General features: G+C 71.6%; 23 protein-coding genes and 2 pseudogenes. 18 read left to right on the forward strand and 7 right to left on the reverse strand.

Annotation, left to right across the window (positions count from 1 at the left end; all coding sequences use genetic code 11):
- From ABZX61_RS61685 to ABZX61_RS61715, 7 genes and pseudogenes are all read left to right on the forward strand, one after another.
- A pseudogene (locus ABZX61_RS61685) lies at positions 1-318 on the forward strand (short-chain dehydrogenase/reductase); the annotation flags it as partial.
- A gap of 10 nt (positions 319-328) precedes the next feature.
- Entirely contained in the window at positions 329-847 is a 519-nt protein-coding gene (locus ABZX61_RS61690; protein WP_355211550.1) for a MerR family transcriptional regulator, read from the forward strand.
- A 119-nt stretch (positions 848-966) separates the two neighbouring features.
- Positions 967-1,449 (forward strand): nuclear transport factor 2 family protein, encoded by a 483-nt coding sequence (locus tag ABZX61_RS61695; RefSeq protein WP_355211553.1) that lies wholly within the window; start codon positions 967-969, stop codon positions 1,447-1,449.
- A gap of 157 nt (positions 1,450-1,606) precedes the next feature.
- Positions 1,607-2,230 (forward strand): annotated as a pseudogene (locus ABZX61_RS61700) (LacI family DNA-binding transcriptional regulator); the annotation flags it as partial.
- A 40-nt stretch (positions 2,231-2,270) separates the two neighbouring features.
- Positions 2,271-2,936 (forward strand): Gfo/Idh/MocA family oxidoreductase, encoded by a 666-nt coding sequence (locus tag ABZX61_RS61705; RefSeq protein WP_355211555.1) that lies wholly within the window; start codon positions 2,271-2,273, stop codon positions 2,934-2,936.
- Between the two features lie 31 nt (positions 2,937-2,967).
- A complete protein-coding gene (locus ABZX61_RS61710; RefSeq protein WP_355211557.1) occupies positions 2,968-3,438 on the forward strand; it encodes a heme-degrading domain-containing protein in 471 nt (156 codons plus the stop codon).
- On the forward strand, positions 3,435-4,382 hold the full coding sequence (locus ABZX61_RS61715) for a hypothetical protein (RefSeq protein WP_355211560.1): 948 nt from the start codon (positions 3,435-3,437) through the stop codon (positions 4,380-4,382). The genes ABZX61_RS61710 and ABZX61_RS61715 overlap by 4 nt, the downstream gene beginning before the upstream one ends.
- Positions 4,383-4,386: 4 nt before the next feature.
- Here the strand turns inward: ABZX61_RS61715 and ABZX61_RS61720 are convergent, their stop codons facing one another.
- Positions 4,387-5,871, reverse strand: coding sequence for an alpha/beta fold hydrolase (locus tag ABZX61_RS61720; RefSeq protein WP_355211562.1), 1,485 nt, complete (start codon positions 5,869-5,871; stop codon positions 4,387-4,389).
- A 554-nt stretch (positions 5,872-6,425) separates the two neighbouring features.
- Here ABZX61_RS61720 and ABZX61_RS61725 point away from each other — a divergent pair.
- The 9 genes from ABZX61_RS61725 (at position 6,426) to ABZX61_RS61765 (ending at position 18,657) form a co-directional block, all read left to right on the forward strand.
- Positions 6,426-8,357: a S9 family peptidase gene (locus ABZX61_RS61725; protein ID WP_355211565.1), complete on the forward strand. Its 1,932-nt coding sequence runs from the start codon at positions 6,426-6,428 to the stop codon at positions 8,355-8,357.
- The gene (locus tag ABZX61_RS61730; RefSeq protein ID WP_355211568.1) at positions 8,321-9,634 is read left to right on the forward strand and encodes a serine hydrolase domain-containing protein; all 1,314 of its coding nucleotides are present in this window, start codon (positions 8,321-8,323) and stop codon (positions 9,632-9,634) included. The genes ABZX61_RS61725 and ABZX61_RS61730 overlap by 37 nt, the downstream gene beginning before the upstream one ends.
- Positions 9,635-9,644: 10 nt before the next feature.
- Complete coding sequence (locus ABZX61_RS61735) at positions 9,645-10,958, forward strand: serine hydrolase domain-containing protein (RefSeq protein WP_355211570.1); 1,314 nt, start codon at positions 9,645-9,647, stop codon at positions 10,956-10,958.
- Positions 10,951-11,793 (forward strand): serine hydrolase, encoded by an 843-nt coding sequence (locus ABZX61_RS61740; protein WP_355211573.1) that lies wholly within the window; start codon positions 10,951-10,953, stop codon positions 11,791-11,793. Before ABZX61_RS61735 ends, ABZX61_RS61740 begins: the two co-directional genes overlap by 8 nt.
- Before the next feature lie 29 nt (positions 11,794-11,822).
- Positions 11,823-13,412 (forward strand): helix-turn-helix domain-containing protein, encoded by a 1,590-nt coding sequence (locus ABZX61_RS61745; protein WP_355211576.1) that lies wholly within the window; start codon positions 11,823-11,825, stop codon positions 13,410-13,412.
- A 97-nt stretch (positions 13,413-13,509) separates the two neighbouring features.
- Entirely contained in the window at positions 13,510-15,093 is a 1,584-nt protein-coding gene (locus ABZX61_RS61750; RefSeq protein ID WP_355211579.1) for an ABC transporter substrate-binding protein, read from the forward strand.
- The gene (locus ABZX61_RS61755) at positions 15,093-16,100 is read left to right on the forward strand and encodes an ABC transporter permease (protein ID WP_355211582.1); all 1,008 of its coding nucleotides are present in this window, start codon (positions 15,093-15,095) and stop codon (positions 16,098-16,100) included. The genes ABZX61_RS61750 and ABZX61_RS61755 overlap by 1 nt, the downstream gene beginning before the upstream one ends.
- Complete coding sequence (locus ABZX61_RS61760) at positions 16,100-17,983, forward strand: dipeptide/oligopeptide/nickel ABC transporter permease/ATP-binding protein (RefSeq protein WP_355211585.1); 1,884 nt, start codon at positions 16,100-16,102, stop codon at positions 17,981-17,983. The genes ABZX61_RS61755 and ABZX61_RS61760 overlap by 1 nt, the downstream gene beginning before the upstream one ends.
- Positions 17,980-18,657 (forward strand): ATP-binding cassette domain-containing protein, encoded by a 678-nt coding sequence (locus ABZX61_RS61765; RefSeq protein ID WP_355211588.1) that lies wholly within the window; start codon positions 17,980-17,982, stop codon positions 18,655-18,657. The genes ABZX61_RS61760 and ABZX61_RS61765 overlap by 4 nt, the downstream gene beginning before the upstream one ends.
- A 73-nt stretch (positions 18,658-18,730) precedes the next feature.
- Here ABZX61_RS61765 and ABZX61_RS61770 read toward each other — a convergent pair whose 3' ends face one another.
- Positions 18,731-19,099 (reverse strand): hypothetical protein, encoded by a 369-nt coding sequence (locus ABZX61_RS61770; protein ID WP_355211591.1) that lies wholly within the window; start codon positions 19,097-19,099, stop codon positions 18,731-18,733.
- A gap of 35 nt (positions 19,100-19,134) precedes the next feature.
- Here ABZX61_RS61770 and ABZX61_RS61775 point away from each other — a divergent pair, with 35 nt between their 5' ends.
- A complete protein-coding gene (locus tag ABZX61_RS61775; RefSeq protein ID WP_355211593.1) occupies positions 19,135-19,737 on the forward strand; it encodes a helix-turn-helix domain-containing protein in 603 nt (200 codons plus the stop codon).
- A 78-nt stretch (positions 19,738-19,815) separates the two neighbouring features.
- Here the strand turns inward: ABZX61_RS61775 and ABZX61_RS61780 are convergent, their stop codons facing one another.
- The 4 genes from ABZX61_RS61780 to ABZX61_RS61795 form a co-directional block, all read right to left on the reverse strand.
- Positions 19,816-20,289, reverse strand: a complete 474-nt coding sequence (locus ABZX61_RS61780) for an SRPBCC domain-containing protein (protein ID WP_350742117.1) — start codon at positions 20,287-20,289, stop codon at positions 19,816-19,818.
- A complete protein-coding gene (locus ABZX61_RS61785) occupies positions 20,286-20,645 on the reverse strand; it encodes a metalloregulator ArsR/SmtB family transcription factor (RefSeq protein WP_350742115.1) in 360 nt (119 codons plus the stop codon). Before ABZX61_RS61785 ends, ABZX61_RS61780 begins: the two co-directional genes overlap by 4 nt.
- A gap of 63 nt (positions 20,646-20,708) precedes the next feature.
- Positions 20,709-21,326, reverse strand: a complete 618-nt coding sequence (locus ABZX61_RS61790; protein WP_355211597.1) for a LysE family translocator — start codon at positions 21,324-21,326, stop codon at positions 20,709-20,711.
- Entirely contained in the window at positions 21,323-22,078 is a 756-nt protein-coding gene (locus ABZX61_RS61795; protein WP_355211600.1) for a metallophosphoesterase, read from the reverse strand. Before ABZX61_RS61795 ends, ABZX61_RS61790 begins: the two co-directional genes overlap by 4 nt.
- A 93-nt stretch (positions 22,079-22,171) precedes the next feature.
- Between ABZX61_RS61795 and ABZX61_RS61800 the strand changes: the two genes are divergently transcribed.
- On the forward strand, positions 22,172-22,789 hold the full coding sequence (locus ABZX61_RS61800) for a CGNR zinc finger domain-containing protein (protein ID WP_355211602.1): 618 nt from the start codon (positions 22,172-22,174) through the stop codon (positions 22,787-22,789).
- A 21-nt stretch (positions 22,790-22,810) separates the two neighbouring features.
- Here the strand turns inward: ABZX61_RS61800 and ABZX61_RS61805 are convergent, their stop codons facing one another.
- Entirely contained in the window at positions 22,811-25,606 is a 2,796-nt protein-coding gene (locus tag ABZX61_RS61805) for an AAA family ATPase (protein ID WP_355211605.1), read from the reverse strand.

Below are 25,606 nucleotides of genomic sequence, written 5' to 3' on the forward strand. Positions count from 1 at the left end.
TTCCGGACCGAGTTCCACGCGGGTGAGACGCTGGAGTTCGTGGAGGCGTCGCAGACCTACCGTGAGCTGCTGGCCGCCGTCCGCTCGGACATGGCCGGCGCCGACGGCCGCCAGGAGGGCGACCCGGTGCGGGCGGCCGAGATCATCGTGTCCCTCGCGCACGGCGAGCAGGTGCCGCTGCGGCTGCCACTCGGGCGCGAGGCCGTCGAGCGGATCTCAGGGGCGTACCGGCGTGGCCTGGAGGAGGTCGAGCGGTGGGCCGAGACCGCCCGCAGCGCCGACTTCCCGGACCTCCCGGCATCGGTCCGGCCGATTTAGGCTGGTGGTCATGGCCACCGACGATCTGATGACCAGGGCGCTCGACACGCTCGGCGACGACGGCGCGATGTCGGTCGAGGCGATCCACTCCCTCACCGAGCCGGCCGAGGTGTCCGAGCCGATGGCGATCGCTGAGGTCGCCGGCCTGCTCGGGATCTCGCCGCACACGTTGCGTTACTACGAGCGGGCCGGGCTGGTCGAGGTGGCCCGGGACGGCAACGGTCATCGCGTCTACGACGGCGCCGCGGTGCGGCGGCTGGTGTTCCTGACCCGGATGCGGCTGTCCGGGATGGCGATGCGCGACCTGCAGGACTACATCTCGCTCGTCGACGCCGGGGAGCACACGGTGCCCGAGCGGCTCGACCTGCTCATCGAGCATCGCGACACGATCCGCCGTCGGATCCGTGAGCTGACCCTTTCCCTGACGGCCGTCGAGTACAAGATCGCCACGTACGGCGGCGAGACCGGGCCGGACGTGCAGACCCCCGCCGTCGACCGGACGGCGCGACGGGCACTACCGGCTGGGTGAGGGAGAACGCCTGCCCCGTTCGCCGGTTGAGCGATGCGGGCGAATACGGCGGCGCCCGCGAAGGCCGCGCTCGCAGGAGCGCGAATGACACGCCTCGGTGCGCGTTCTAGAGTCGGATCATGCGGGCAGCCTTCACTCCTGACGTCATTGATCACGATGCGGCGGCCGCGTTCGTCGAGAGGTTCAAGGACGGCTGGCGGACGCCCGATCTGCGCAAGCACGAGGCTCTGTGGAGTGATCAGATCGTCCTCGTTCAGCCGCTGATGGGCACGCTGCGGGGACGTGACGAGTGCCGCGTCGCGTTCGCCCGGCTCTTCGAACTCGTCCCGGACCTTCACGCGACCGTTCACCGCTGGAGCGCCACCGATGACGCGATCTTCATTGAGTTCACTCTCAGCGGGACGTTCGGCGGCCGCGAACTGGCCTGGACGGCGGTCGATCGCTTCGTCCTTGTGGACGGGCTGATCGCCGAGCGGATCTCGTACTTCGACTTGGCTCCGCTCGCCCTGGCGATGGCCGGGCGGCCACGCGGCTGGCGACGGTTGCTGGGCACCCGCTTCATCCCCCGCTTCCAGCGCTATGTCCAGGACCCCAACGCCTGAAACGAGGACTTCCTCCCCGGGGATTCGCGGCCGGGGGAGGCATGCCTGCGCTGAGCCGAGCCGCTGCGCCGGCACGTGCGAGACTGGGGCCATGGCGACCGGGGTGGGTGGCGCGCAGAAACGTCGAGCGGGCAGGGGCGCGGGCCGGCTCCCGACGATGAAGGATGTCGCGGACCATCTGGGCGTGTCGCGTCAGCTGGTCTCGCTCGTGATGAGGGGCGTCCCGGGGCCGAGCGAAGAGTCGAGGGAACGGATCCTGGCCGCGGCCGATGAGCTTGGCTACCGGCCGAATGCGTCAGCGCGGCTGCTGCGCCAGAACCGTACGCGTCTGATCGGCGCGCTTTTCTGGATGCGCAATCCGTTCCAGGTACGCTTGATCGAGCGCTTGTTCGTTCGTGCCGCGGAGCGGGGTTTCGGGCTGGTGCTGGGGCCGACGACGTCGGATCGGCCGACCGACGTGGTGGTCGCGGAGCTGATGGAGGAGCGGGTCGAGGCGCTGGTCGCGTTCAATCCGGATCCGGCGTCGCGCGCCCTCGCGGATGCGCGCGAGCTCGTGCCTGTGGTGTGGCTCGGGGAATGGGTGGACGAGCTCGACGTCGACAACGTCCATGTCGATGAGATCGAGGGGCTTCGTCTGGCGGTCGAGCACCTCGTGGAGCTCGGGCATCGCGACATCGTCTATGTCGGCGGACGAGGTGGAGCCGTGGGCCGTCTTCGTGCCGAGGCGTACCGGAGCGCGATGGCCGCGGTTGGACTCGCGGAGCGCGCCGAGGTGCTCGAGAGCGACTTCTCCGAGGAAGGCGGTGCCAGTGCCGCGCGGCATGTCCTGGGACGACGTCACCGCTGCCAGCGTGCTGGTGATGGAGGCGATGTGGAGCCGGTACCTGCCGCAGACCTCGGTGATCCGCAAGCTCCTCGCCGACGGAGTGTTCGGGGACGTGCGGGCGGTACTGGCCGACCACGGGCAGGCGATCACCGCGGATCCGCAGCACCGGCTCAACCGTCCCGAGCTGGGTGGCGGGGCGTTGCTGGATCTGGGCGTCTACCCGGTGCAGTTCTCCTCGATGGTCCTCGGTGCCCCCACGCGGGTTGTCGCGGTCGGCGGGATGACGGACACCGGGGTGGACGCGTACTCGACGCTCGTGCTCAGTCACGAGCAGGGCGCGCTGTCGACGCTGTACTCGTCCATCCAGGCACGCACTCCGATGACCGGAGCGATCGCCGGGACCGAGGCGACGCTCAGCATCGACGGCCCCTTCTTCACGCCGACCTCGTTCACCCTGTCCGGTGCCGACCACTTCTCGCCGACGCTGCGGTGGAGCGACCCGACCGGGTTGCGCGGCTTCGACGGGCTCTCTTGGGAGGCGACCGCCCTGGCCCGATTCGTCGGCGAGGGCCGCACCGAGTCGCCCGTGCACCCGCTGGAGGAGACCGTCTCGATCATCGCTACCATCGACCAGGCCCGAGCCCAGCTCGTAGGGTCGTGAAGCCATCCGCGACCCGAGGGAGAGCCCGCCCATGACGGATCTGATCACCGCGCTGGAGCAGCAGGAACAGGAGCTGGTTTTCGACGCGTTCGACCACGCCGACGCCTGGCGGCTGGGCTCCCGCATCACCGCGATCGCGCAGGAAGCCGGGCACAAGGTCGGCATCGACATCCGCCGGCCCGGTCTGATCCTGTTCCGCGCCGCGCTGCCGGGCATCACCCCTGACCAGGACGTGTGGATCGCCCGCAAGGCCGCGGTGGTGCTGCGCATGGAGAACAGCAGCGCCCTGGTCGACGCTCGCCTGTCCGCTGCCGGTGTGGACCCGGCAGCGGTCGGATGGCTGGGTGCGGACTACGCGGTCACCGGCGGATCGTTCCCCATCCGTGTCCGCGGGGTCGGTGTCGTCGCCGCCGCGACCGCGTCCGGCCTGTCATCGATGGAGGACCATGACCTCATCGTCGCCGGGATCCGGGCTCACCTCGCCGAGGAGGCCGGAAAGTGAGTGACGAGAAGATCCCCCAGCGGGTGCTGCGGCCTGGTCAGTCCGCGCGCATCCGCATCTGGGAGCGCGCGACCCGCACCGTGCGTACCGTGTTCGAGTCCCGCGACCGGCTCTACGAGGCGCCGAACTGGACGACGGACGGGCAGTTGCTCGTCAACGGTGACGGCAGGCTCTGGCTCCTGCCCGCCGACGGCCCCGCTGACGGTTCTGCTGACGGTTCGGCCCCGCCACGTCAGATCCCCGTGACGGGCCTGCCCGACGTCAACAACGACCACGTGCTCGCCCCCGATGGCGTCACAGTGTTCGCCTCCGCGAACGACTGGCACATCTGGGAGGCCCCTCTCGCCGGTGGGCAGGCTCGCCGAGTGACCGCCGAGGACGGGGGGATGCATTTCCTGCACGGCGTCAGCCCCGACGGGCGGCGCCTCGGCTACGTGCGCCTGGAACCGGAAGGGGACAACTGGTGGGCGTCGGCCACCATCCACACCGTCGGGCTGGACGGGCAGGACGACGTCGCGGTCACCACCGACCCGGGCCCGGCGGACGGGTGCGCGTGGACGCCCGAGGGCGAGTGGATCGTGTTCAACACCGAACAGTTCTCCACCGCCCCAGGGCACGCGCAGCTGGCCCGGGTGCGGCCGGACGGGACCGGGCTGGAGCAGCTCACCTTCGACGAGCGGGTGAACTGGTTCCCGCACGTCGCACCCACCGGCGATGTCGCCGTGTACCTCAGCTACCCGCCCGGCACGACCGGGCACCCCGCCGACCTCCCCGTCGAGCTGCGGCTCGTGTCAGTCGACGCCTGGCAGGAGCCGGAGACGCTGGTGGCGCTGCACGGTGGGCAGGGCACGATCAACGTCCCCAGCTGGGCGCCCGACGGGTCGGCGTTCGCGTTCGTGGACTACCCCACAGGCTCCCAGAACGACCTGGAGAACCCGGCGTGAAGATCTAGCCTTGGGGCTCTTCCGCCGGGCAGCGGGTGCCCCGCGCGGGCACGGTCAGCGAGATCAGGTAGTCGTCCATGGCGGCCGTGCTGCACTGGGTCATGCCGTAGACGCCGTGGCCCCAGCCCTCGTACGTGAGCAGCGTGGCCTTGGAGCCGAGCTGCCGGGCCACGTTGGCCGACCATTCGTACGGTGTGTCGGGGTCGTGCATGGAGGTGCCCACCAGCAGCGGAGCGCTACCCGTGTACCGCAGCCGGTGCTGCGGGTTGTTGACCGGGTGGCCCTGGCAGATCGGCATGTCGCCCATCGGCATCGGGTTGTACCGCAGGTCCGGGGCCACCGCGTTGGAGCTGCGCATCACGTCGGCGTACTCGTTGTAGTTCCGGAGCGACAGGTTGAAGTCCTCGCAGAGGATCGCGGTGGGGAGTTCGGCGAACTCACCGCCCACGGGCCCGTTGCCGGGAGGGCCCGGCATGTCATCCGGCACCGGCCCGCCGTCCAGGGCGAGGAGCACCTTGGCCTCCTGCCGCCAGGCGGGCGCCTCGTTGAGCACCACGCCCAGCCAGAGGAGGTTATGAGCGCTCACCGGGCGGTCGGTGACGCCCGGCCAGTACAGCTCGCCGCGGTCCGCCTTCTCGAGCAGTCCCTTCCACAGCGCCCGGACGTCGCGCCCGTGCAGGACGCAGTCTGTGCTCCGGTCACACCAGGCGACGAACTCGGCGAAGCTGTCCTGGACGGTGGCCGCCTCGGTCACCTGGAACGCCTTGACGTTCAGGCTGTGGTCCATGTTGCTGTCCAGCACCATGGCCCGGATCCGGTTCGGGAAGAGCTCGGCGTACATCTGCTGGGCGAGCGTGCCGTAGGAGACGCCGTACGAGGTCAGCTTCTCCTCGCCGAGCGCGGCGCGAATGGCGTCCATGTCACGCGCCACGTTGGCCGAGTCGATGTGGTCGTACAGAGGGCCGGTGAGCTTGCGGCAGTCCGCGCGCAGCTTCTTGTTGAAGGCGACCCAGTTGTCGTAGTCGGCCTGGCTGGTCATGACCGGGTACGGCATCTCGTTGTACACCGAAGCCGAGCAGGTCACCGAGCCACTGCGGGCAACGCCCCGGGGGTCGTAGCCGACGATGTCGAACCGCCGCTGGACGTCCTCGCTGAAGCCGGAGGGGCGAAGGATGTCGTTCACACCGGAGTTGCCGGGTCCGCCCGGGTTGGTCAGCAGGGACCCGATTCTCGCGGAGGGGTCGGCGGCCTTGCGCCGGGCGAGGGTCAGGTTGACTGTGGGTCCGTTCGGGTTGGACCAGTTGATCGGTACGGCCAGCAGGCCGCACTCGACGGTGGGCTCCTCCTCGCACGGCCCCCAGGTGATGCCGCGCTTGCCGATGGCATCCGTGACGTCCTCTCCGGTCACCGTCGCGTTGGCCATTGGAGCGGTTAACAACGTCGCGAACACCACGAGGGCGGTGGCCAGCAGGGAAGTTCTTCTTGGCACAGTTCTCCTATCGTTGATCGGCCGGCTCGGTGACCGCGGCGGTGGCACGGCCCTCGGCGAGCGCCTGGGTAGTGGCGAGCCGCCCGGTCGGGCCGTTGGCTCCAAAGATCATGAGCCTACTTTCTTCAGACTTGTGGCGCTACATCCATTTTTACGCATCTAATATTCATTAGGAGCTGCGTAAAGGTGAGTTCGCGGATGGCCTGCTCGCCCCGTGCGCGGAGGAAGGTTTCGTCGAGCGGCTCGGGCAGGGCGTCGGCTCCCATCTGGCCGTTGCCGCTGTCGGAGGACCCTACGAAACCGCTGTTCCGTTCTGCTTCCGCTCCGGTTCCGTGCCGATGGGCAAGGGAGAAGGCCCGGCGCGTTACTGCCGGCGCCGCAGCGGCGGCATGAGCGGTGGTTCCACGGGGCTTCTGGCAAGAGCGGCAGGAAGCCGACGGGGCGCCTGATTCCGCTCCGGGACGGTCCGGACGTTGGGCTCCCGCACAAGCCGGGCAGCGTCGTTCGTCGGGAGCGCCGAAGATGCCCGGACGGCGGAGGCTTACGGTTCGTTCATGCCGCATCTCGCGCTCGACGACCTGTACCGCCTCGCCATCCCTTCCGATCCCCAGGTGCGTCCCGACGGGGGAGCGGTGGCGTACACGCTGACGACCGCCGTCCGGGACTCCGACGAGAACCGCACCGAGATCTGGCTGGCCGCTCCCGGCGCCGAGCCCCGGCGCCTCGCCGCGGGCAGTGCCGCGCGGTGGTCGCCGGACGGCCGGACGCTGGCGTTCCTGCGGCCGCTGGACGGCAGGCCGCAGATCCACCTGATGTCGATGGACGGTGGCGAGCCCGCACCGGTGACCTCCGCGAAGCTCGGCGCCGGCGCGCCCGTCTGGTCTCCGGACGGCTCCCGCATCGCGTTCGCCGCACCCGTCGGAACGGGTGAGGACGGCGGGATGCCCGACCCGAACGCCCCTGTTGTGGCCGACCGGCTCGACCACAAAGCCGACGGCGCCGGGCTGCTGCGCGGCCTGACCAGGCACCTGTTCGTCACGGACCTGGCCGGCGGCGAGACCGTCCAGGTCACCCAGGGTGACTTCCACGCGGGCGAGCCGTCGTGGTCGCCCGACGGTCTGCGCCTGGCGTTCGCCGCCGCCATGGACGCCGACCGCGACCTGGAGGCGGGCGGGGCCGCGTACGCCGTCGAGGCGGCCAAGGGTGGTGTGCCGGAGCGGCTGACGGATCCCGGCCTCATCTGCGGCGGCGTCTGGTGGCTCGGCGACCGGCTGGTCGTCGCGGGGCTGAAGGGCTCCGTGGTGGGGCACGAACGGCTGTTCGCGCTCGGCCCTGGCGGGTGGGCCGAGGTGGAGACGGCCCTCGACCGGAACGTCATGACCGGCGCCCCCGGCTACCCCGGCGGCACCCCGGCGCTGCTCGGCGAGGACCTGCTGTTCTGTGCGCGCGATGGTGGCTCGACGCACCTCTACCGTGTCTCCGATGGGGCGCCCGGCGAGCGGCTGGTGCCCGGTGAGGTCAACATCTCGGGGATCAGCACGGCGGCGGGGGCGGTCGCGTACGTGGCGGCGACGCAGCACAGCGCGGGAGACGTCTACCTGATGACCCCAAGCCCGAAAAAAGCAACGTCGGGCGAAATGTCGGATATATCTGGCGCGTTAGCGCCGGATATATCCCGGCTCACCGACTACGGCCTCGACTACGTCGAGTTGTTCACCGCCCGCCGCCGCACGTTCACCGCCCCCGACGGCACCCAGGTCGAGGGTTTCGTCCTGCGCGACGAGACCGCGCGGACGCCCGGCCCCCTGCTGCTCGACGTGCACGGTGGCCCGCACAACGCCTGGTCGCCCGTCTTCGACGGCTTCCACCTCTACCACCAGCTCCTCGCCGCCCGCGGCTGGACCGTCCTCACCGTCAACCCGCGCGCCAGCGACGGGTACGGCGAGGACTTCTACACCGCCTCCCTCGGCGCCTGGGGGGTGAGCGACGCCCAGGACCTGCTCGCCCCCATCGACGCCCTGGTCGCCGACGGCGTCGCCGACCCCGACCGGCTGGCCGTCACCGGCTACAGCTACGGCGGCTACATGAGCTGCTGGCTGTCGGCCACCACCGGCAGGTTCAAGGCCGCGATCCCGGGCGGCTGCGTGAGCGACCTGACGAGCCTGAGCGGCACCTCCGACCTCGGCCACCTGATGAAGGTGCACGAGTACGCCGGTGACCTGGCCGCCCAGTCGCCGATCACGCACGTCGCGGACGTCACCGCCCCGACGCTCATCCTGCACGGCCAGGACGACGACCGCTGTCCCGTGGGCCAGGCCGAGCAGTGGTTCACCGCGCTGCGCGAGCGCCGGGTGCCCGTCGAGCTGGTGCGCTATCCCGGCGCGAGCCATCTGTTCATCCTGAGCGGGCGCCCCTCGCACAGGTACGACTACAACGAAAGGATCATCGCGTGGCTGGAGCAATGGGTCAGCGGCTCGCCGAGCTGATCGCCGAGTACGAGGTTCCCGGCTCGGCGCTGGCGTACTGGCACCAGGGCGAGCTGCACGAGTTCGCGGCCGGCACGCTGAACGTCGACACCGGCGTCGAGGCGACCACCGACGCGCTCTACCAGATCGGCTCGGTCACCAAGGTGTGGACCGCGACTCTGATCATGCAGCAGGTCGAACAGGGCCGGCTCACGCTGGACACGCCGGTCATCGAGGTACTGCCCGAGTTCAGGGTGGCCGACCCCGAGGTCACCAAGAACGTGACGATCAGGCACCTGCTCTCCCACACCAGCGGCATCGACGGCGACCAGTTCATCGACACGGGCCGCGGCGACGACTGCGTGGAGAAGTACGTGGAGGCCTGCGCGACCCTGGCACAGAACCACCCGCTCGGCGTCACCCAGTCCTACTGCAACTCCGGGTTCGTCATCGCGGGCCGGGTGCTGGAGCAACTGACCGGCAAGCGCTGGGACGACGTCCTGCGCGAGGGCATCTGCGAGCCGCTCGGCCTCACCCACACCTGGACGCTGCCGGAGAACGTGCTGCGCTTCCGCGCCGCGATGGGCCACGAGGACGGCGAGACCGCCCCGGTGTGGGGCCTCATGCGGTCGATGGGCCCGGCCGGGCTGATCTGCGCCCGCCCGGCCGACGTGGTCGCCTTCGGCCGCGCCCACCTGGAGGGCGGCCTGCTGGAGAACCCGGCCGCCATGTGGGAGCCGCAGGTCGACATCCCCAACCCGTACACGCTGGGCAGGCAGTGGGGCATCGGCTGGATCATCGACGAGTGGAGCGGGCACAAGGTCATCTCCCACGGCGGCAACACCATCGGCCAGCACGCCATGCTGTGGGCCGTGCCCGACACCGGGACCGTCGTCTGCGTGACCGCCAACGGGGGCCGCAGCGGCGAGTTCACCCGAGCCGTCGCCACCGAGTTGTTCGCCGAGCTCGACGGCCTGACCGTGCCGCCCGCGCCGTCCCTGCCGGAGACACCGGCCGGCGTGGACGTCGCGCCGTACGCGGGCGTCTACGAGCGGGCCGGCGCCCGGATCACGGTGAGCGTGCTCGACGACGGCAAGGCCCGCCTGCGCTTGGAGGCCACCGGCGAACTGGCCGCCCTGCAGGAGCCCGAGGAGTCCGACTTCGTCCCGGTCGATGAGAACCTGTTCCTGTTCCAGGCGCCGGGCACCCGCGACTGGATGGCGGCCGTGTTCTTCGAGCTGGCCGATGGCACTCTGTACATGCACATGGGCGCTCGCGCCACTCCCAAGGTCGGCTGAGGAGAAGGACATGGACCTGCGGGATCGCCTCGCCGAGGCGGCGCGCGAGCATGGCGTGCCCGGCGCGGCCGTCGCGGTGTGGCACGACGGCGAGCTGCACGAGGCCGCCACGGGCATGGTCAACACGGCCACCGGCGTGGAGACCACGAAGGACAGCGTGTTCCAGGTCGGCTCCACCACGAAGGTGTGGACGGCGGCGCTGGTCATGCAGCTCGTGGAGGACGGCCTGGTCGAGCTCGACCAACCGGTGGGGGAGCACCTGCCGGACTTCGCGTTCGGCGGCGTCACCGTCCGGCAGTTGCTCATGCACACGGCCGGCTTCGACGGCGACGTGTTCGAGGACACCGGGCGCGGCGACGACTGCCTGGACACGTTCCTCGACCACCTGCGCACCGCGGGGCACGTGCACGAGCCGGGCGAGCTGTTCTCCTACTGCAACGCCGGCTACTGCGTGCTCGGCGCGCTGGTGGCCAGGCTGCGCGGCGGCACCTGGGAGCAGGCGATGCGCGAGCGCCTGCTCACCCCCTTGGGCGCCACGCACGCGGCGCTGTTCGGCGAGGAGGCCGTGCTCTTCCGCGCGTCGGCGGGGCACGTCGGACCGGACGCCGCCGTCTACCCCCGCTGGCAGATGCCCCGCTCCAACGCTCCGGCCGGCTCCACCATGTGCCTGGCGCCGCGCGAGCTGGTCGTGTTCGGCCGGGCGCTGGCGGCCGGCGGCCTGGCACCGAACGGCACCCGGCTGCTGTCGGAGGAGTCGGTGGCCGCGATGCTCACGCCGCAGATCCACGTGCCCGGGGTGGGCGGCGCGCTGGCCGACCGCTGGGGTCTCGGAGTGGAGCTGTTCGGCTGGGGCGCGTTCGGCCACGACGGTGGCACGCCCGGGCAGAGCACGTTCTGGCGCGTCGTTCCCGAGTCGGGCTTCGTGATCGCGATGAGCGGGAACGGCGGCTCGTTCTTCGGCCTCATGGACGACGTGGCGCGGCCGGTCATCGAGGAGGCGACCGGCCTGACGATGCCCGCGCGGCCGCTGCCGCCGCAGGCGCCGAAGCCCGTGGACGGCGCTCCGTACGCGGGCCGCTACACCGGCCCGCAGCTCGGCTACGAGGTCGCCGCCGCCGGAGACGGCCTGGACGTCACGCTCATCCCCGGCCCGCTCATGGAGAGCATGGGCTCCACCCGCACGACCACCCGGTACGTGCACCTTCACGGCGAGTCGTTCATCGCCGTCGAGGCCGAGGGCGGCCGGCACGACGTGGTCACGTTCGTGATGCGGGACGGGACGGCCGCCTACCTGCACAACGGCCGTGCGGTGGCCCGTGCCTGACCTGCGGGAGGTGTTCGACGAAGCGGGCGTGCGGGGCTTCCTGCACGCCCGAGAGGTGGACGGCGACGCCGAGATCGGGCTGGACCCAGACGAACCCGTCGTGCTCGCCTCGGTCTTCAAGATCGCGATCGCGCTGGAGTACGCCCGGCAGGCCGCCGCGGGCGAGATCGCCCGCGGCGAGCGGCTCACCGTCACCGCGGCCGACAAGGACGGCGGCATCGGCACCTCCGGCTGCCTCGACGACGTGTCGCTCACCCTGCGCGACCTGGCCCACTTCATGATCACGATGTCCGACAACGCGGCGACCGACGTGCTGCTGCGCCGCGTCGGGCTCGATCGGGTCAACGGCACCCTCGCCACGCTCGGGTTGAGCCGCACGCGGCTCATAGGCGGGTGCGCGGAGCTTTTTCGGCAGGTCACCGAGGACATCGGTGCGGACTGGGACGCCGCCACCGAGGACGAGCTGCGGGCCATGGCCGTGCGCGACCCGGCCCGCACCACCGCCGGCACCCCGCGCGAGATCAGCATGCTGCTGGGCCTCATCTGGCGCGACCAGGCCGGCCCTCCCGAGGCGTGCGCGGAGGTGCGGAAGGTCATGGGCGAGCAGATCTGGCCGCACCGGCTGGCCGCGGGCTTCCCCGACGAGGTGAAGGTGTCGGGCAAGACAGGCACCCTGTGGGGGATCCGCAACGAGTCGGGCGTGGTCGAGTACCCCGACGGCAAGCGGTACGCCGTCGCCGTGTTCGTACGAAGTGACGTCATCCGGTCCCGCCTGCCTGCTGCGGACGCCGCCATCGGCCGTGCCGCCCGCCTGGCCGTCGACCGGCTCCGCTGATGTCGGTTTTCGTGGACTATCGTGACCGTGTGAGGAACCGTCCCCGTGCCAGCCTGGGACGGATCCTGCAGGACCTCGGCACCACCGTCCTCGACGTGGCGGCCTCACCCGGTGACCTCGACGCCGAGGTCACCGGCGTGCACATCTTCGATCCGCTCGACGAGCTGATCGTCCCCCCGGGTGGGATCCTGCTCGCGGTCGGCGTGCGGGGCGCCGCGGAGATCTGCTCACTCATCGAACGCGCGCCCGCCGCCGCGGGCGTCGTCGTGAAGCTGCCCGTGGACGTCGACGAGCAGGTCCGCGCCACCGTGCTGGAGACCGGCGTCGCCGTGCTCGGCCTCACCCGGGCCGCCTCCTGGGCGCAGGTCGCCGCGCTGCTGCGTTCCCTGCTGGCCGAGGCCGACCTGGCCGAGCCCGAGCAAGGGCCGCAGGGAGACCTGTTCTCGCTGGCCAACGCCGTCTGCGCGCTGCTCGACGCGCCCGTCACCATCGAGGACAGGTCGTCCCGGGTGCTCGCCTTCTCCGGCCGGCAGGACGAGGCCGACCCGGGCCGCGTGGAGACCGTCCTCGGCCGTCAGGTGCCCGAGCGCTACCTGCGGATGCTCGACGAGCGCGGCTTCTTCAAACAGCTCTACCAGAGCCGCGCGCCCGTCTACATGGAGCTCGAGGACGAGGGTGTGATCAACCGGGCCGCCGTGGCCGTGCGCAGCGGCGACGAGATCCTCGGCTCGATCTGGGTAGCCGTGCGCGAGCCGCTCAGCGAGCAGCGCCAACGCGCGCTCGCCGACGCCGCCAAGATCGTCGCGCTGCAGTTGCTGCGCGAGCGGGCCGGGGCCGACACCCAGCGGCGCCTGCGCGCCGACCTGCTGTCCACCGTGCTGGCCGGTGGCGGCGACGCGCCCGAGGCGGCAGGGCGGCTCGGCATCGCCACCGCCCGGCTCTGCGTGCTGGCCGCCCAGCTCGTCCCGGACGACACCGCCGCCGATCCCGCCCGCGGCGAGAGCGATCGGCAGCGGTTCTGCGACGCGCTGGCGCTCCACGTCGCCGCCATCCACCCCAAGGCCGCCGCCGCGCTCGTCGGCTCCGTCGCGTATGCCGTGCTGCCGCTGCACTCGATAGGAGACGAGGAGGCGCGGGCCGTACGCGTGGCGGAGAGCTTCCTGGCCAGGGTCGGGCCCCGCCATGCCGCCAACATCGGCGTGGGACGCCTGGCCGCCAACCTTTCCCAGGTGGCCAGGTCGCGCGCGGACGCCGACCGGGCGCTGCGCGTGCTGGGCGCCCGCGGCACCACCGGCCAGGTCGCCGGCTACACGACCGTGCACTTCGAGTCGCTGCTGCTGCAGGTCGCCGACGTGGCCGCGGCCGAGGAGCAGACGCCCACCGGTCCCTATCAGCGGTTGCTCGACCACGACGCCGAGCACGGCACCGAGCTGGCCCCCACCCTGCGGGCCTACCTCGACGCGTTCGGCGACGTCAACGCGGCCAGCGCCCAGGTGCACGTGCACGCCAACACCTTCCGCTACCGGCTCAAGCGCCTGGTCGAGATCAGCGGCCTCGACCTGTCCGACCCCGACGCCCGGCTCACCGCGATGCTGCAGATGCGGATCTTCGGTCGCTAGCACGAGCCTGCCCGGCTTTTTCGTGTGCAGGCACATAGAACCGGATCTGCGCAGGCAGGAAGGTTGTGCACACCCCCCGTGCTCGTCTGGAGTCCTCATGACAAAACCAGCAGTCGCGGCCCTCGCCGGGCTCGCTCTGCTCACGGCCGCGTGCGGAGGCACGACGAGCGGTCCCGAGCAGCAGGGCAAGCCGGCCACCGGCGGCACCTTCACGTTCGCGATCCCGGCCGATCCCGGCGTCCTCGACCCGGCCACGGGCGTGCTGACAGTCACCAACAACGTGCTCGCTCTGGCTTACGACACGCTCGTCTCCGTCGACGAATCAGGGAAGATCATCCCCGAGCTGGCCGAGAAGTGGGACGTCAAGCCCGAGTCGGTCACCTTCACCCTGCGGAAGGGGGTCACCTGCTCGGACGGCTCCCCGGTGACCCCCTCGAACGTGGCCGACAACGTCAACCACATCGCCGACCCCGCCGCCAAGTCGCCGATCTACGGCGTGCTGGTGCCCGTGGGCATGAAGGCGAAGGCCGACGACGCCGCCGGCACCGTGACCCTGTCCATGCCCGAGCCGTTCAGCTTCATCCTGGAGAGCACGCGGACGATGTTCATCGTCTGCGGCAAAGGGGTGAAGGACCGTGCCTCGATCGCTCGGGCCACCTCCGGCAGCGGGCCTTACCAGCTCACCGAGGCCGTCCCCAGCGACCACTACACGTTCAAGGTCCGCCGCGACTACGCCTGGGGCCCCGCCGGCGCCACCGCCAAGGACCTGCCGGAGACGCTCGTGATGAAGGTCGTGCCGAACGAGCAGACCTCCGCCAACCTGCTCATCGCCGGCTCCCTCAACGGCGCCCTCTTCAACGGTGCCGACCGGTCCCGCGTCGAGGCGTCCCCGGGCGTGACCAAACAGTCGATCACGGCTGGCAACGGCCAGTTCTTCTATCACCAGGGCGAAGACCGGCCGGCCCGCGACCCGGAGGTCCGCAAGGCCCTCACGCGGGCGCTCAACCTCCAGGAGCTGGCCGGCATCGCCTCCGGCGGCACCGGCAAGCCGGCCACCGGCCTGGTCCTGGCGCCCCGTCCCTGCCCGGGCGACTCCGTAGCCGGTCACGTGCCCGGCTACGACGCCGCGGCCGCCGCGGCCGCCCTCGACGCGGCCGGGTGGAAGCTCGGCGCCGACGGTTTCAGGGCCAGGGACGGCAAGCGGCTCAGCCTGCGCTACATGTACGCCACCACCCGCGGCCCCGGCTTCCAGGCCGCCGCCGAGTACATGGCGGAGGCGTGGAAGAAGCTCGGCGTCGAGGTGAAGCTGAACGGCGTGATCGACACCAAGCTGTCGGAGTCGCTCAACGCCACCCAGGACTGGGACGTCGTGTGGCTGCCGATCGGCGTCACCCTGCCCAGCCAGCTCGTCGGCTTCCTGTCGGGGCCGTCCGCCCCCAAGGGCGCCAACTTCGCCCACCTGGCCAACAAGCGCTACGAGGAGCTCGTCTCCAAGGCGAGCAAGCTCCCCGCCGCCGAGGCCTGCCCGTTGTGGCTGGAGTCGGAGTCGGCCCTGTTCGAAAGCGCCGACCTGGTGCCCGTGGTGGACAGCACGGCGCTGCTGGCCGGCAAGGGCGCCACGTTCCGCACCACGGCCGGGAGCCTGGTGCCCACCTCGATCCGCCTCACGCAAGGAGACTAGTGAGCGACCCCCGGACCACGCGGCGCCCGGGCAGCAAGTCGGGAAGCATGACCGTGCGCAGGACGCTGCGTACGGCCGTGCGCCGGATCGTGCGGTTCGCCGTGTCGCTGGCGGCGCTGCTGGTGGCGCCGTTCGCGATGATCCACCTCATCCCGGGCGACCCGGTGCGCGCCTCGCTCGGGCCGGCCGCCCCGATCGAGCTGATAGAGGCCCGTACGGCCGCGCTCGGCCTCGACCGCCCCCTGCCTGAGCAGTTCATCACGTACGTCGGCCACGTCCTGACCGGTGACTTCGGCACGTCCTTCCTGACGGGGGAGGCGGTGGGCGACGTCATCGCGGCCCGCCTGCCGAACACCCTGACTCTGGCCCTCCTGGCCACCGCCGTGGCGCTGATCGTGGCGGTGCCGCTCGGGATGTGGGCCGCCGTACGCACCGAGAACGGCCGCAACCGCGGCACCGACCTGGCCTTCGGCACGGTCACCGGCACCGCCGTGGCCGTGCCCGAGTTCCTGTACTCGATCGCGCTGGTGGCCGCGCTGGCCGTCGGCCTCGGCTGGTTTCCGCCCGCGGGCAAGGCCGGGCCGCTCACGTACGTGCTGCCCGTCGCAGCCCTGTCGGCCGGGCCGATCGCCATGATCGCCCGGATCACCCGCGTCGAGACCCTGCGAGAGCTGGGCACCGACTACGTGCGCCTGGCCCGCGCCAAGCGGCTGCCCGCGGCCCGGCTCCACCTGCGGCACGTGCTGCCCAACACGCTCACGGCCACCCTGACCGTGGGCGGCCTGCTGCTGACCTCGCTGATCGCGGGCAGCGTCCTGGTCGAGTACGTCTTCGCCTGGCCCGGACTCGGCCTGAAGATCGTCGAGTCGATCACGCAGAAGGACTACCCGGTCGCGCAGGCCGTGATCCTCGTGTACGGCGCCATCGTGCTGGTCGTGAACCTCGTCGTGGACCTGGTGCTCGGCGCGCTCGATCCCACCTCGGAGATCAAGGAGGTCTCGGCCTGATGTGGGCCAGGACGGCACCGGACGGCCCCCGGGCCGTGGACGGCCACGCGAAGAAGGGGCCGAGGTCCCGGGGCGGCCTGTGGCGCAGCGCCCCGGCGCTGATCGGCGGCGTGCTGGTGCTGCTCATGGCGGTGCTGGCCGTGGCCGGGCCCATCATCTGGGGCGAGGCCGCGGAACGCATCGACGCCGGCGCCATCCTCCAGGGCGCCTCCGCCGAACACCCGCTCGGCACCGACAACCTGGGCCGCGACCTGCTCGCCCGGGTCCTGGTGGCGGGCCGTTACTCGCTGGCCCTGGCGCTGGCGGCCACGCTCATCGGCGCCGTCGGGGGCATCCTGCTCGGCGCGCTCCCGTCCGTGCTGCCCCGCCGGGCCGCCCGGATGGTCACCGGCACGGTCAACGCGCTGGTGGCCTTCCCCGGCCTGCTGCTGGCCATGTTCACGGCGGTGGTCAGCGGGCTCGGCGCGCGTGGTGCGGTGCTCGGGATCGGCGTGGCCATCGCGCCCGGCTTCGCGCGGCTCACCCAGACCCTGGCCGCCTCGGTCTCCGGCGCCGACTACGTGGCCGCGGCCCGCATGCTCGGCGTGCCCCGCCGCCGCATCCTCGCCCGGCACATTCTGCCCAACATCGCCGAACCGCTCATCCTCAACCTCGCCCAGTCGCTCGGCGGCGCGCTGCTCGGCCTGGCCGGCATGTCGTTCCTCGGCCTCGGCGTGCAGCCGCCGGACTTCGACTGGGGGCGCCTGCTGTTCGACGGGTTCGCGCGGATCTACGTCACGCCCGTGGTCGCGGTCGGTCCAGCGGCGGCCGTCGCGCTGGCCGGCATCGGCTTCAACCTGCTGGGCGACACCCTGGCCAGGGCCGCCGCCCGATCCCCGGCCGGGCAGCGCGACAGCGTCCGCCCTGAGCCACCGGACCCGGCCGGGCCGCCGGACCCGGACGCCGTCCTCGAGGTCCGCGACCTGACCGTCTCGTTCCCGGGCGGTTCGACCCCCGTACGCGAGCTGTCTCTGACCGTGGCGCCGGGGGAGATCGTCGGCCTGGTGGGAGAGTCCGGCAGCGGCAAGAGCCTGACCGCCGCCGCCATCGGCGGCCTCGTTCCCTATCCCGGATCAGTGACGTACGGCCGGCTGGTCCTCGGCGGAGCCGACGTCGCCACCATGTCCGGCAAGGAACTGGGCACCGCGCTCGCCATGGTGTTCCAGGACCCGATGGCCTCGCTCAACCCCGCGCTGAAGGTCGGCGGCCAGCTCGCCGAGGTGGCCGTCGTCCACCAGGGCGCGAGCCGCGCGGATGCCCGCCGCCGCGCCGTCGACCGGCTGCGCCACGTCCAGCTGCCCGACCCCGCCAAGCACGCCGTCCAGCATCCGCACGAGCTGTCCGGCGGCATGCGCCAGCGCGCGGTCATCGCGATGGGCCTCATGGGCACGCCACGCCTGATCATCGCCGACGAGCCCACGACCGCCCTCGACGTGACCGTGCAGCGGCAGATCCTGCGGCTGCTGCGCGAGGTCGTCGAGGAGACGGGCGCGGCCCTGCTGTTCATCTCCCACGACATCGCCGTCGTCGGCGAGCTGTGCGACCGCGTCGTCGTCATGTACGCGGGCCGGGTGGTCGAGGAACTGTCCGCCGACCGGCTCGCCGACGGTGCCGCGCACCCCTACACCAAGGCGCTCATCGCGTCCCTGCCCGACCTCGACACCGACCGGAGCCGCCCGTTGGCCGGCATCCCCGGCACCCAGCCGGCCCCGGCGCAGGTCGGCGCGGGCTGCGCGTTCGCCGGCCGGTGCTCGCTCGCCACCGAACAATGCCGGACGGAACGTCCCGAACTCGTGGTCCATGGCCCGCGGCAGCGGGTCGCCTGCTGGGAGGTCACCTCGTGAGGATCGAAGGGCTGACCGTGCGCTACGGCGGCTTCACCGCGGTCGACGACGTCACCCTGGAGATCCCCGACGGCCACGTCGTCGGCCTCGTCGGCGAGTCGGGATCGGGCAAGTCGTCGCTGGCCAGGGCTGTGAGCGGGCTCGTGCCCTACACGGGCGGGATCGAAGGAGCGCCGCGGATCCAGATGGTGTTCCAGGATCCGTACGCGTCGCTGGACCCGCGCATGACGATCGGCGAGACGGTCGGGGAGGGCATCGAGAAGCGCCGCCGTGCCACGGAGGTGCCGCGGCTGCTCGGTCTCGTCCAACTGCCCGCCGAGCTGGCCGGACGTTACCCGCGCGAGCTGTCGGGCGGTCAGCGGCAGCGGGTGGCGATCGCCCGTGCCCTGGGCGGCGACCCCGCCCTGCTGGTCGCCGACGAGATCACCGGCTCGCTCGACGTGTCGGTCCAGGGGGCCGTGCTCAACCTGGTCCGCGGGCTGCGCGACGAACTCGGACTGTCGATGTTGTTCATCTCGCACAACCTGGCCGTCGTCCGGTACGTCGCCGACACGATAGCCGTCATGCACCACGGCCGGATCGTCGAGCACGGGCCCGCCGAGCAGGTGGTGGGCGAGCCGGCGCATGACTACACGCGCGCGCTGCTGGCGGCGGTGCCACGACTCAGAGGGTGATCCACGCGGTGGAGGGCGGTCACCTCGTCGAGCACCTCCGGGATCGGCGCGCCGCCCGGCTCCTGCCCCCGCCTCACGTCTCAGGGCCGAGCGCCGTCCTGGCCGGGACCGTGCTCGCCGCCTCCTTGAGCTCGACGAAGATCGCGTACGTTTCGGTGTCGCCGATGTTCTGCCCGGCGTGCTCTTGCGCGCTCAGCCACCGAACCTGCCCCGCCTCCAGCGCGAGCTCGACCTGATGCCCGCCCGAGGTGAGGCGGCGGGTGAAGGACGACAACGTGACCATCACGCTGTCGGGATGTCCGTGCGGGGAGGTCGCGTCCCCTGGCCGGTCCCGGTAGCGGAGCACCCTGACCCGCTCGTTCTCGAAGACCACCGTGTACAGATCCGGGTTCGTCACCGCGGGATCGGCGCTCATGAACACCTCGCAGAGGCTTCGGCTCATCAACGGCTACATGGGACGACGGTACCATGATGGGCATGTCAGTACCATATGAGCTGACCGGCCGCCGACAGCAGAAAGCCCGCACCCGCCGATCCCTGGTCGAGGCCGCCCGTCACCTGCTGGCCGAAGGCACCGACCCCACCGTCGAAGACGCCGCCGCCGCGGCCGGGATCTCCCGCACCACCGCCTACCGGTACTTCCCCAACCAGCACGCCCTGCTGGCCGCCGCCCACCCCCAGATCGAGCAGGCATCCCTGCTGCCCCCAGATCCGCCTGCCGACCCCGCGGCCCGGCTGGAGCTGGTGATGAAGGCCTTCACCCAGCTCACCCTCGACTGGGAGCCGCAATTGCGGGCCTCGCTGCGCCTGTCCCTGCAACCCGAGAGCGGCCAGCCGGCACTGCGCGGTGGGCGGGCCATCGGCTGGATCGAAGACGCCCTGGCCCCGCTCCGCGACACCCACCCCGGCCTGGACATCCGCCGGCTGGCCGTGACCATCCGCTCGGCCACCGGCATCGAATCGCTCATCTGGCTCACCGACATCGCCGGGCTCACCCGGCAGCAGGCGGCGGACACCATGCGGTGGTCAGCCCATGCACTGCTCACCACAGCCCTCGACGAACACCGCCCCCGTTCCTGAACCCTGCGATCCGATCCCGGCCGAGCCCGTCACGCATGGCTCAGGCGCCTGCTGTCAGGGTCGTCTCCGCGTTCTGCGTCAGGACGGCTGTCCCGCGCGGCGCAGGTACGCCTCGATCCGGTCGAGCGCGCCCGCCCAGACCTCCTTCACGAAGAAGTCGCGGATCTCGGGCGCCGGGAAGCCGCTCTGCACGACCGTGAGCAGGGTGCCGCCCTCGTGCTCCTCGAAGGTGACCTCGACAGTGGTGGTCATGGTCATGCCGTCGGGCGTGCTGCCGGTGGACTCGGTGAGCAGGCGGTGCGGGCGGTCGATCTCCAGGAAGGTCTGCGTCTCACGGAACAGGTTGTCGGCGTCCGGTCCCCAGACCGCGGTCTGCCGGCCTCCCACGCGCAGGTCGACCTCGATCTCGACGATGCCGGGCTCCTCGTCGAGGATGCTGAACCAGATCTTCTGCTTCTCGGCGTCGGTGTAGGCGTCGAAGACCTCCTCGGGGGTCGCGGGCAGCACGCGGGTCTTGCGCAACTGGATGGCCTCGGTGTCGTTCCGCGTCATCGCTCGGTGTCCTTCCCGGTGTTCGCCTCAGGGGCGTTCTTGAGGGTGAAGTAGGCGTCGAGGCCGTCGAGCCGGCGCTCCCACAGGCGCTGGTAGAACGTGATCCACGACATGGCGTCCTCCAGGCGCTCGGCTCCCAGCCGGCACTGCCGCGCTCGGCCGACCTTCTCTGTCGTGACCAGTCCGGCGTTCTCCAGGACGTGCACGTGCTTCTTCATGCCGGTGAGCGACATGCCGAAGGGCTCGGCCAGCTCGCCGATCGTGGCGGGACCCTGGCCGAGCCGGATGAGTATCTGCCGCCGGGTTCCGTCCGCGAGGGCGGCGAACGTGCGATCGAGGACCTCTTGCTGAACCATATGGTTTACTTTACGACACTGAACCGATTGGTGCAATAAGCGCGGCGATCCGGAAGGCGGCGCCTACGTCGCGGCGGCCCGGACGCCGAGGATGACGAGCACCACGGCTGTCACCTTGCCGAGCGCCCGCTTGAAGCGGGCCTTGCGCACGAGGTGCGCCCCTTGGTGGATGAGGGCCGTCCAGGTCAGCAGCCACACCGCGATCAGCAGGGCGTGGGCGGTGGCCAGGGTGAGGATCTGCCCGCCGAGGGGACGACCGGGCTGGACGAACTGCGGGACCAGGGTCAGGTAGATGGAGGCGGCCTTCGGGTTGAGTACGTTCGCGAGCAGGGCTTGGGTGTAGACGGAGCCGGTCCGTTCCGGCTGTTCCGTGCGCGGGGGAGGTGGGGGCAGGGTGGTGGAGCGCCAGGTCCACAGGCCCAGGCCGACGAGGTAGGCCGCGCCGAGGAGTTTGACGACGGCGAAGGCCTGGCTGGAGTGCATGACGAGCGCCGACAGGCCGGCGACGGCCAGGGTCGCGTGCGCGTACAGGCCGGTGACCGTGCCGAGGATGACGGGGAGAGCCTGGCGGCGGCCGCCGGTCGTGACGTGCTGGATCAGCAGGGTCAGGCTGGCGCCCGGAGTGGCGATGACGGGCAGGATCGCCAGGAGGAACGCGGCGACCGCGTACGGGTGGATCATGCCGGGAGCACGACGCGGTAGTGGGTGGTGAGGCGGAGGTCGTCGTCCAGGATGTGGAAGGCGAGGCCGGGCGGTTGCCCGCGGTCGGCGGGCCGGTCGCCCTCCCACGGCAGGCGCAAGGTCCAGGTGACGGCCGGTCCGACGATCAGGGGGCGGCCGGCGAAGGTGGAGGCGGCGGCGGTGTGAGCGTGGCCGGTGAGCACGGCGACGACTTGGGGGTGGGCGTGGAGCAGCGCGGCCAGGGCTTCGGGCTCTTGTAGCCGTGCGGAGTCGGGCAACGGGTGGTGGAGTTCGACGGGCGGCTGGTGGAAGGCGATCAGCGCGGGGGTGTCCGGGGCGAGCCCGTCGAGGGTGGTGTGCATCCAGGCGAGGGTTTCGGGGTCCAGGCGGCCCTCGTCATGGCCGGGGATGGTGGAGTCGCACATCAGGATGGCGGTGCCGGCGATGTGGTGCACCTGGTTGACGGGGCCGGGGCCGGGGCCGGGTGGGCGGCGCAGCAGCGCCTTGCGGTAGGCGGGGCGGACGTCGTGATTGCCGGGGCAGGTGAGCACCGGGAAGGGGGCGGCCAGGATCTCGGCGGCCTGCTCGTACTCGGCCTCCTCGCCGTGATCGGCGATGTCGCCGGTGACCAGCAGGGCGTCGACCGGGCGGGGCAGGGCTCTCAGATAGTCCATGACCCGGGTGGCGCGCCGGGTGGCCCTGTCGGTGCCGTCGAGGTGCAGGTCGCTGATCTGGGCCAGCAGCAACGTCATCGTACGATCTCCCGCTTGGTCTCTAATGGTTAAATAAGATTTAGCGTTAGGAACATAAGGTATGGATGGGACGCAAGCAACCGGGAGGTTCGAGTGGAGCGCTGGCCGGCCCTGGAACTGGCGAGCACGATCCGTCACGACGGCGACGGCGGTGTCGCCGACGACCTGGCGACCTTGCAGAGCGCGACCCGCTGGATCCACCAGCAGGCCGAGCTGCTGGCCGGCCACGTCGACCTTGCGGGGCTGACGATGGGCGAGGAGCTCAGGAGCGAGATCGTCGAGTTGCGCCGGGCCGTGCGGGCGCTGTTCGCGCGGGCGGTCAGCCCGGCGCCGCCCAGCCGGGCCGACGCCCATCGGCTGATGCCCGCCGAGCAGGCGCTGGCGCACCTCAACGCGGCGGCCGCCCGTGAGGCGATCGTCCCGCAACTTGACTGGCCCGAGGGCGGGACACCTCGTACGGCAGTGTTGTCGGGCGAGCGCGACGCCGGCGTCCGGCTGATCGCCGGCCTGGCGCGGGCCGCCATCGACTTCTTGAGCGGTCCGCAGCGTGAGCAGTTGCGGTCCTGCAACGCGCCGCGCTGCGTACGCTACTTCGTCAAGAGCCACGGGCGGCAGGAGTGGTGCAAGCCGTCCTGCGGCAACCGCGCCCGGGCGGCACGCCACTACCAGCGTCACAGCGCCACGGCCGCCCGAGACCTGCCCGGGTCCTGACCGCCTACGCCTTCAGAAGAACTAGATCAACTCGTGCCGGTGGGCGGCCGTGGCGGCTTGGACGCGGCTGCGTACGCCGAGCTTGGCGAGGATGTTGCTCACGTGCGCGCCCGCCGTCTTGACCGAGATGAACAGCTCCTCGGCGATCTGCCGATTGGTACGGCCGTCGGCGACCAGGCGCAGCACGTCCCGCTCGCGCGGCGTGAGGCCGAATTCGCGCTCCTCGTCCGGCTCGGTCCCGACCTGCACGGCGAGGGGGATCCGGGCCAGGCGCGCCAGCCGTTCGATCCGGACGATCAAGGGATCTGCCCGCAGGCGGCCCGCCTCCCGGGAGGCGTCGGTCAGATGGGAGGAGGCCGCGGAGCGGTCTCCCGTCTCCGCGGCGTGTTCCGCGGCCCGCAGCAGGGCCAGAGCCTGGGGGTACGGCTGGCGAAGATCTCTCCACGCGGCCGCGACGCGGGCCCAAAGGTCCGGCTGTCCGGTCGCGGCGGTGCGGGCGAGGCGGTGGGCCTCCTGGACGGGCCCGATCACCGGCAACGCGGCCGCGGTCTCGGCCAGGCCGGGTACGGGCAGGGACGCGCCCGCCTCGATCACCGGCCACAGGTAGCGCGGGCTCGTTCTTCCGCTGCTCAGCGCCTCCTCCACGAGTCGCGCGGCGTCGGCCGTGCGCCCCTGCGCTCTGCGCAGATCCACTTCCAGGCGCACCAGCAACAGGTGGTCCTGGGCATAGGACGTGCCTCTGGTGAAGACCTCGCGGGCGTGGGTCGCGGCGTGCTCGGCGCCTGCGAGGTCGCCTCTGGCCAGCGCGATCGTGCCGGTCAGCACCATCAGGTACGCGCGAAGGCTGGGTGTCGGGGTGATCCGCAGGGCGTGTTCGACGATCTCGGTGGCCTCGTCCCACCGGCCCAGCGCGATCAGCGCCTCCGCGAGGTTGCCCGCGTGGGTCGGGCCCGCGGTGCGGGCGAGACCCGCCCGCGTGGCGGCGGCGAGTCCCCGGCGGGCCGCCTCGGCCGCTTCGGCGTACCTGCCGGCGCCCTGCAGGACGTCGGCCTCACAGCGATAAGCGTGCAAAAGCGCGCCCTCGTCACCGATGCGGCGGGCCGTCGCCTGGGCGGTGATCAGGTGAGGCAGTTGGGCGTCGAGGTCGCCCGCGCGTGCCCGCGCGTACGTCAGGTTGACGGTGGCCATGACCTCAGCCCTGGCATCGCCCGCGGCCTGCGCCGCTTCCCGCGCCTCGCGGGCGGCGACGCGGCCTTCCTCTTCCAGCGGGACCGTGAGGAGGCGATTGGCGAGCAGATTGAGTACGGTCGCGCTTGCCGGATGCTCGTCCGGTGTGAGCCGGGCCGCTTCGCGTAGGTCGTCCAGGTCGCCCGGCAGGCCGAGGAGGTGGCGCAGTTCGCCGCGGTGGGCGATCAGCCAGCCGGCACGCGCGGGATCGACCTCGGCCGGGAGCGCTGTCTCGACCAGCTGGACGGCGGTCGAGTTCTCGCCCGCGGCGATGGCGGCGCGTATCGCTTCGTCGAGCACGTCTGCCTTGGAGGCGGCCGGATCGGGCGCCTGATCCCACAGCTCCAGCACGCGAAGCAGCATGTGCAGGTGTTCCGCGTGCGCCAGGGACGCCGCGGCCTCGGCGGCGGCACGGCGGGCGGCCGCCAGCGTCCTGGCCGGATGGCGCTTGGCGGCGTGCCAGTGCAGGGCGGACTCGTACGCCGCCCGGCCCAGCGGGGCGAGCTCCGGGTCCGTCTCCAGGGCTTCGGCATAGCGTACGTGAAGGTGCCCGCGTTCCCCGGGAAGCACGTCCTCGTAGAGCACCTCCTGGATCAGCGTGTGACGGAACGCGTACACCTCCTCCTCGATCAGCAGGAGGTTCGCGCTCACCGCGGGGCGCAGCGCGTCGGTGAGGCCGGCGTCGTCCAGCCCCGTGACGGTGCGCAGCAGCGCGTGGCCGACCCGGGCGCCGCCGACGGCCGCGGCGTGGACCACCCGGCGGGTTTCCCGCGGCAGCCGGTCGAGCGGGGTGATCAGCAGGTCGCGAATGGACGCGGGCACCGGCGCGCCCGCCCGGGCAGACAGCGCCTCGACGAACAGCGGGTTGCCCTCGCTGCGCCGGACGACGTCCTCGATGACCGCGGGGGCCGGCTCGCCGCCGAGCAGGCCGCGAAGCTGCCGGACCACCTCGCCCCTGCTGAGCCGGCCGAGCTCCATCCGGGTCGTCCACGGCCGGCGATCCCATTCGGCCAGCACGGGGCGGAGCGGATGCGTCCGGTGCAGGTGGTCGCTCCGGTAGGTCACGACCAGGAGGAACGCCGCGGCCGCCTGCTGGTTCCTGATGAGGAAGTCGAGCAGCTCCCGGCTGGAGCGATCGCTCCAGTGCGCGTCCTCGGCGACGATCACCAAGGGCCGGTCCTCGGCGAGGTTCTCGAACAGGGTGAGGAACTCTTCGAAGAGCCGCGCCTGCGTCAGGGCGGGATCGCCGTCGCCGGCGGGCCGGCCCAGGAGCGGCAGCAGCCTGCCGAGCTCACCGGGCTCGCCACGGGGCAGGAGGCGGAGGAAGCCGTCCGCGCCGATCTCGCGCAGCAGGCGGCGCAGCATGGCGGTGAACGGCGCGAACGCCAGGCCGTTCTCGCCCACCTGGGGGCAGTCGCCCGAGAGCAGCCACGCCTCTCCAGTCAGCGGCGCCGTGAACTCGGCGATCAGCCGGGACTTGCCCACCCCGGCTTCGCCGCCGAGCAGCACGGTCGCGGGAGAGCCTTCCCGGGCATGCGCGTAGGCCTCGCCCAGAGCGGTCAGCTCCGCGTCCCTGCCTACGAAGACCAT

Origin of the sequence: Nonomuraea sp. NPDC003709 (genome assembly GCF_040610775.1) — a bacterium.
Lineage (GTDB): Bacteria > Actinomycetota > Actinomycetes > Streptosporangiales > Streptosporangiaceae > Nonomuraea > Nonomuraea angiospora_A.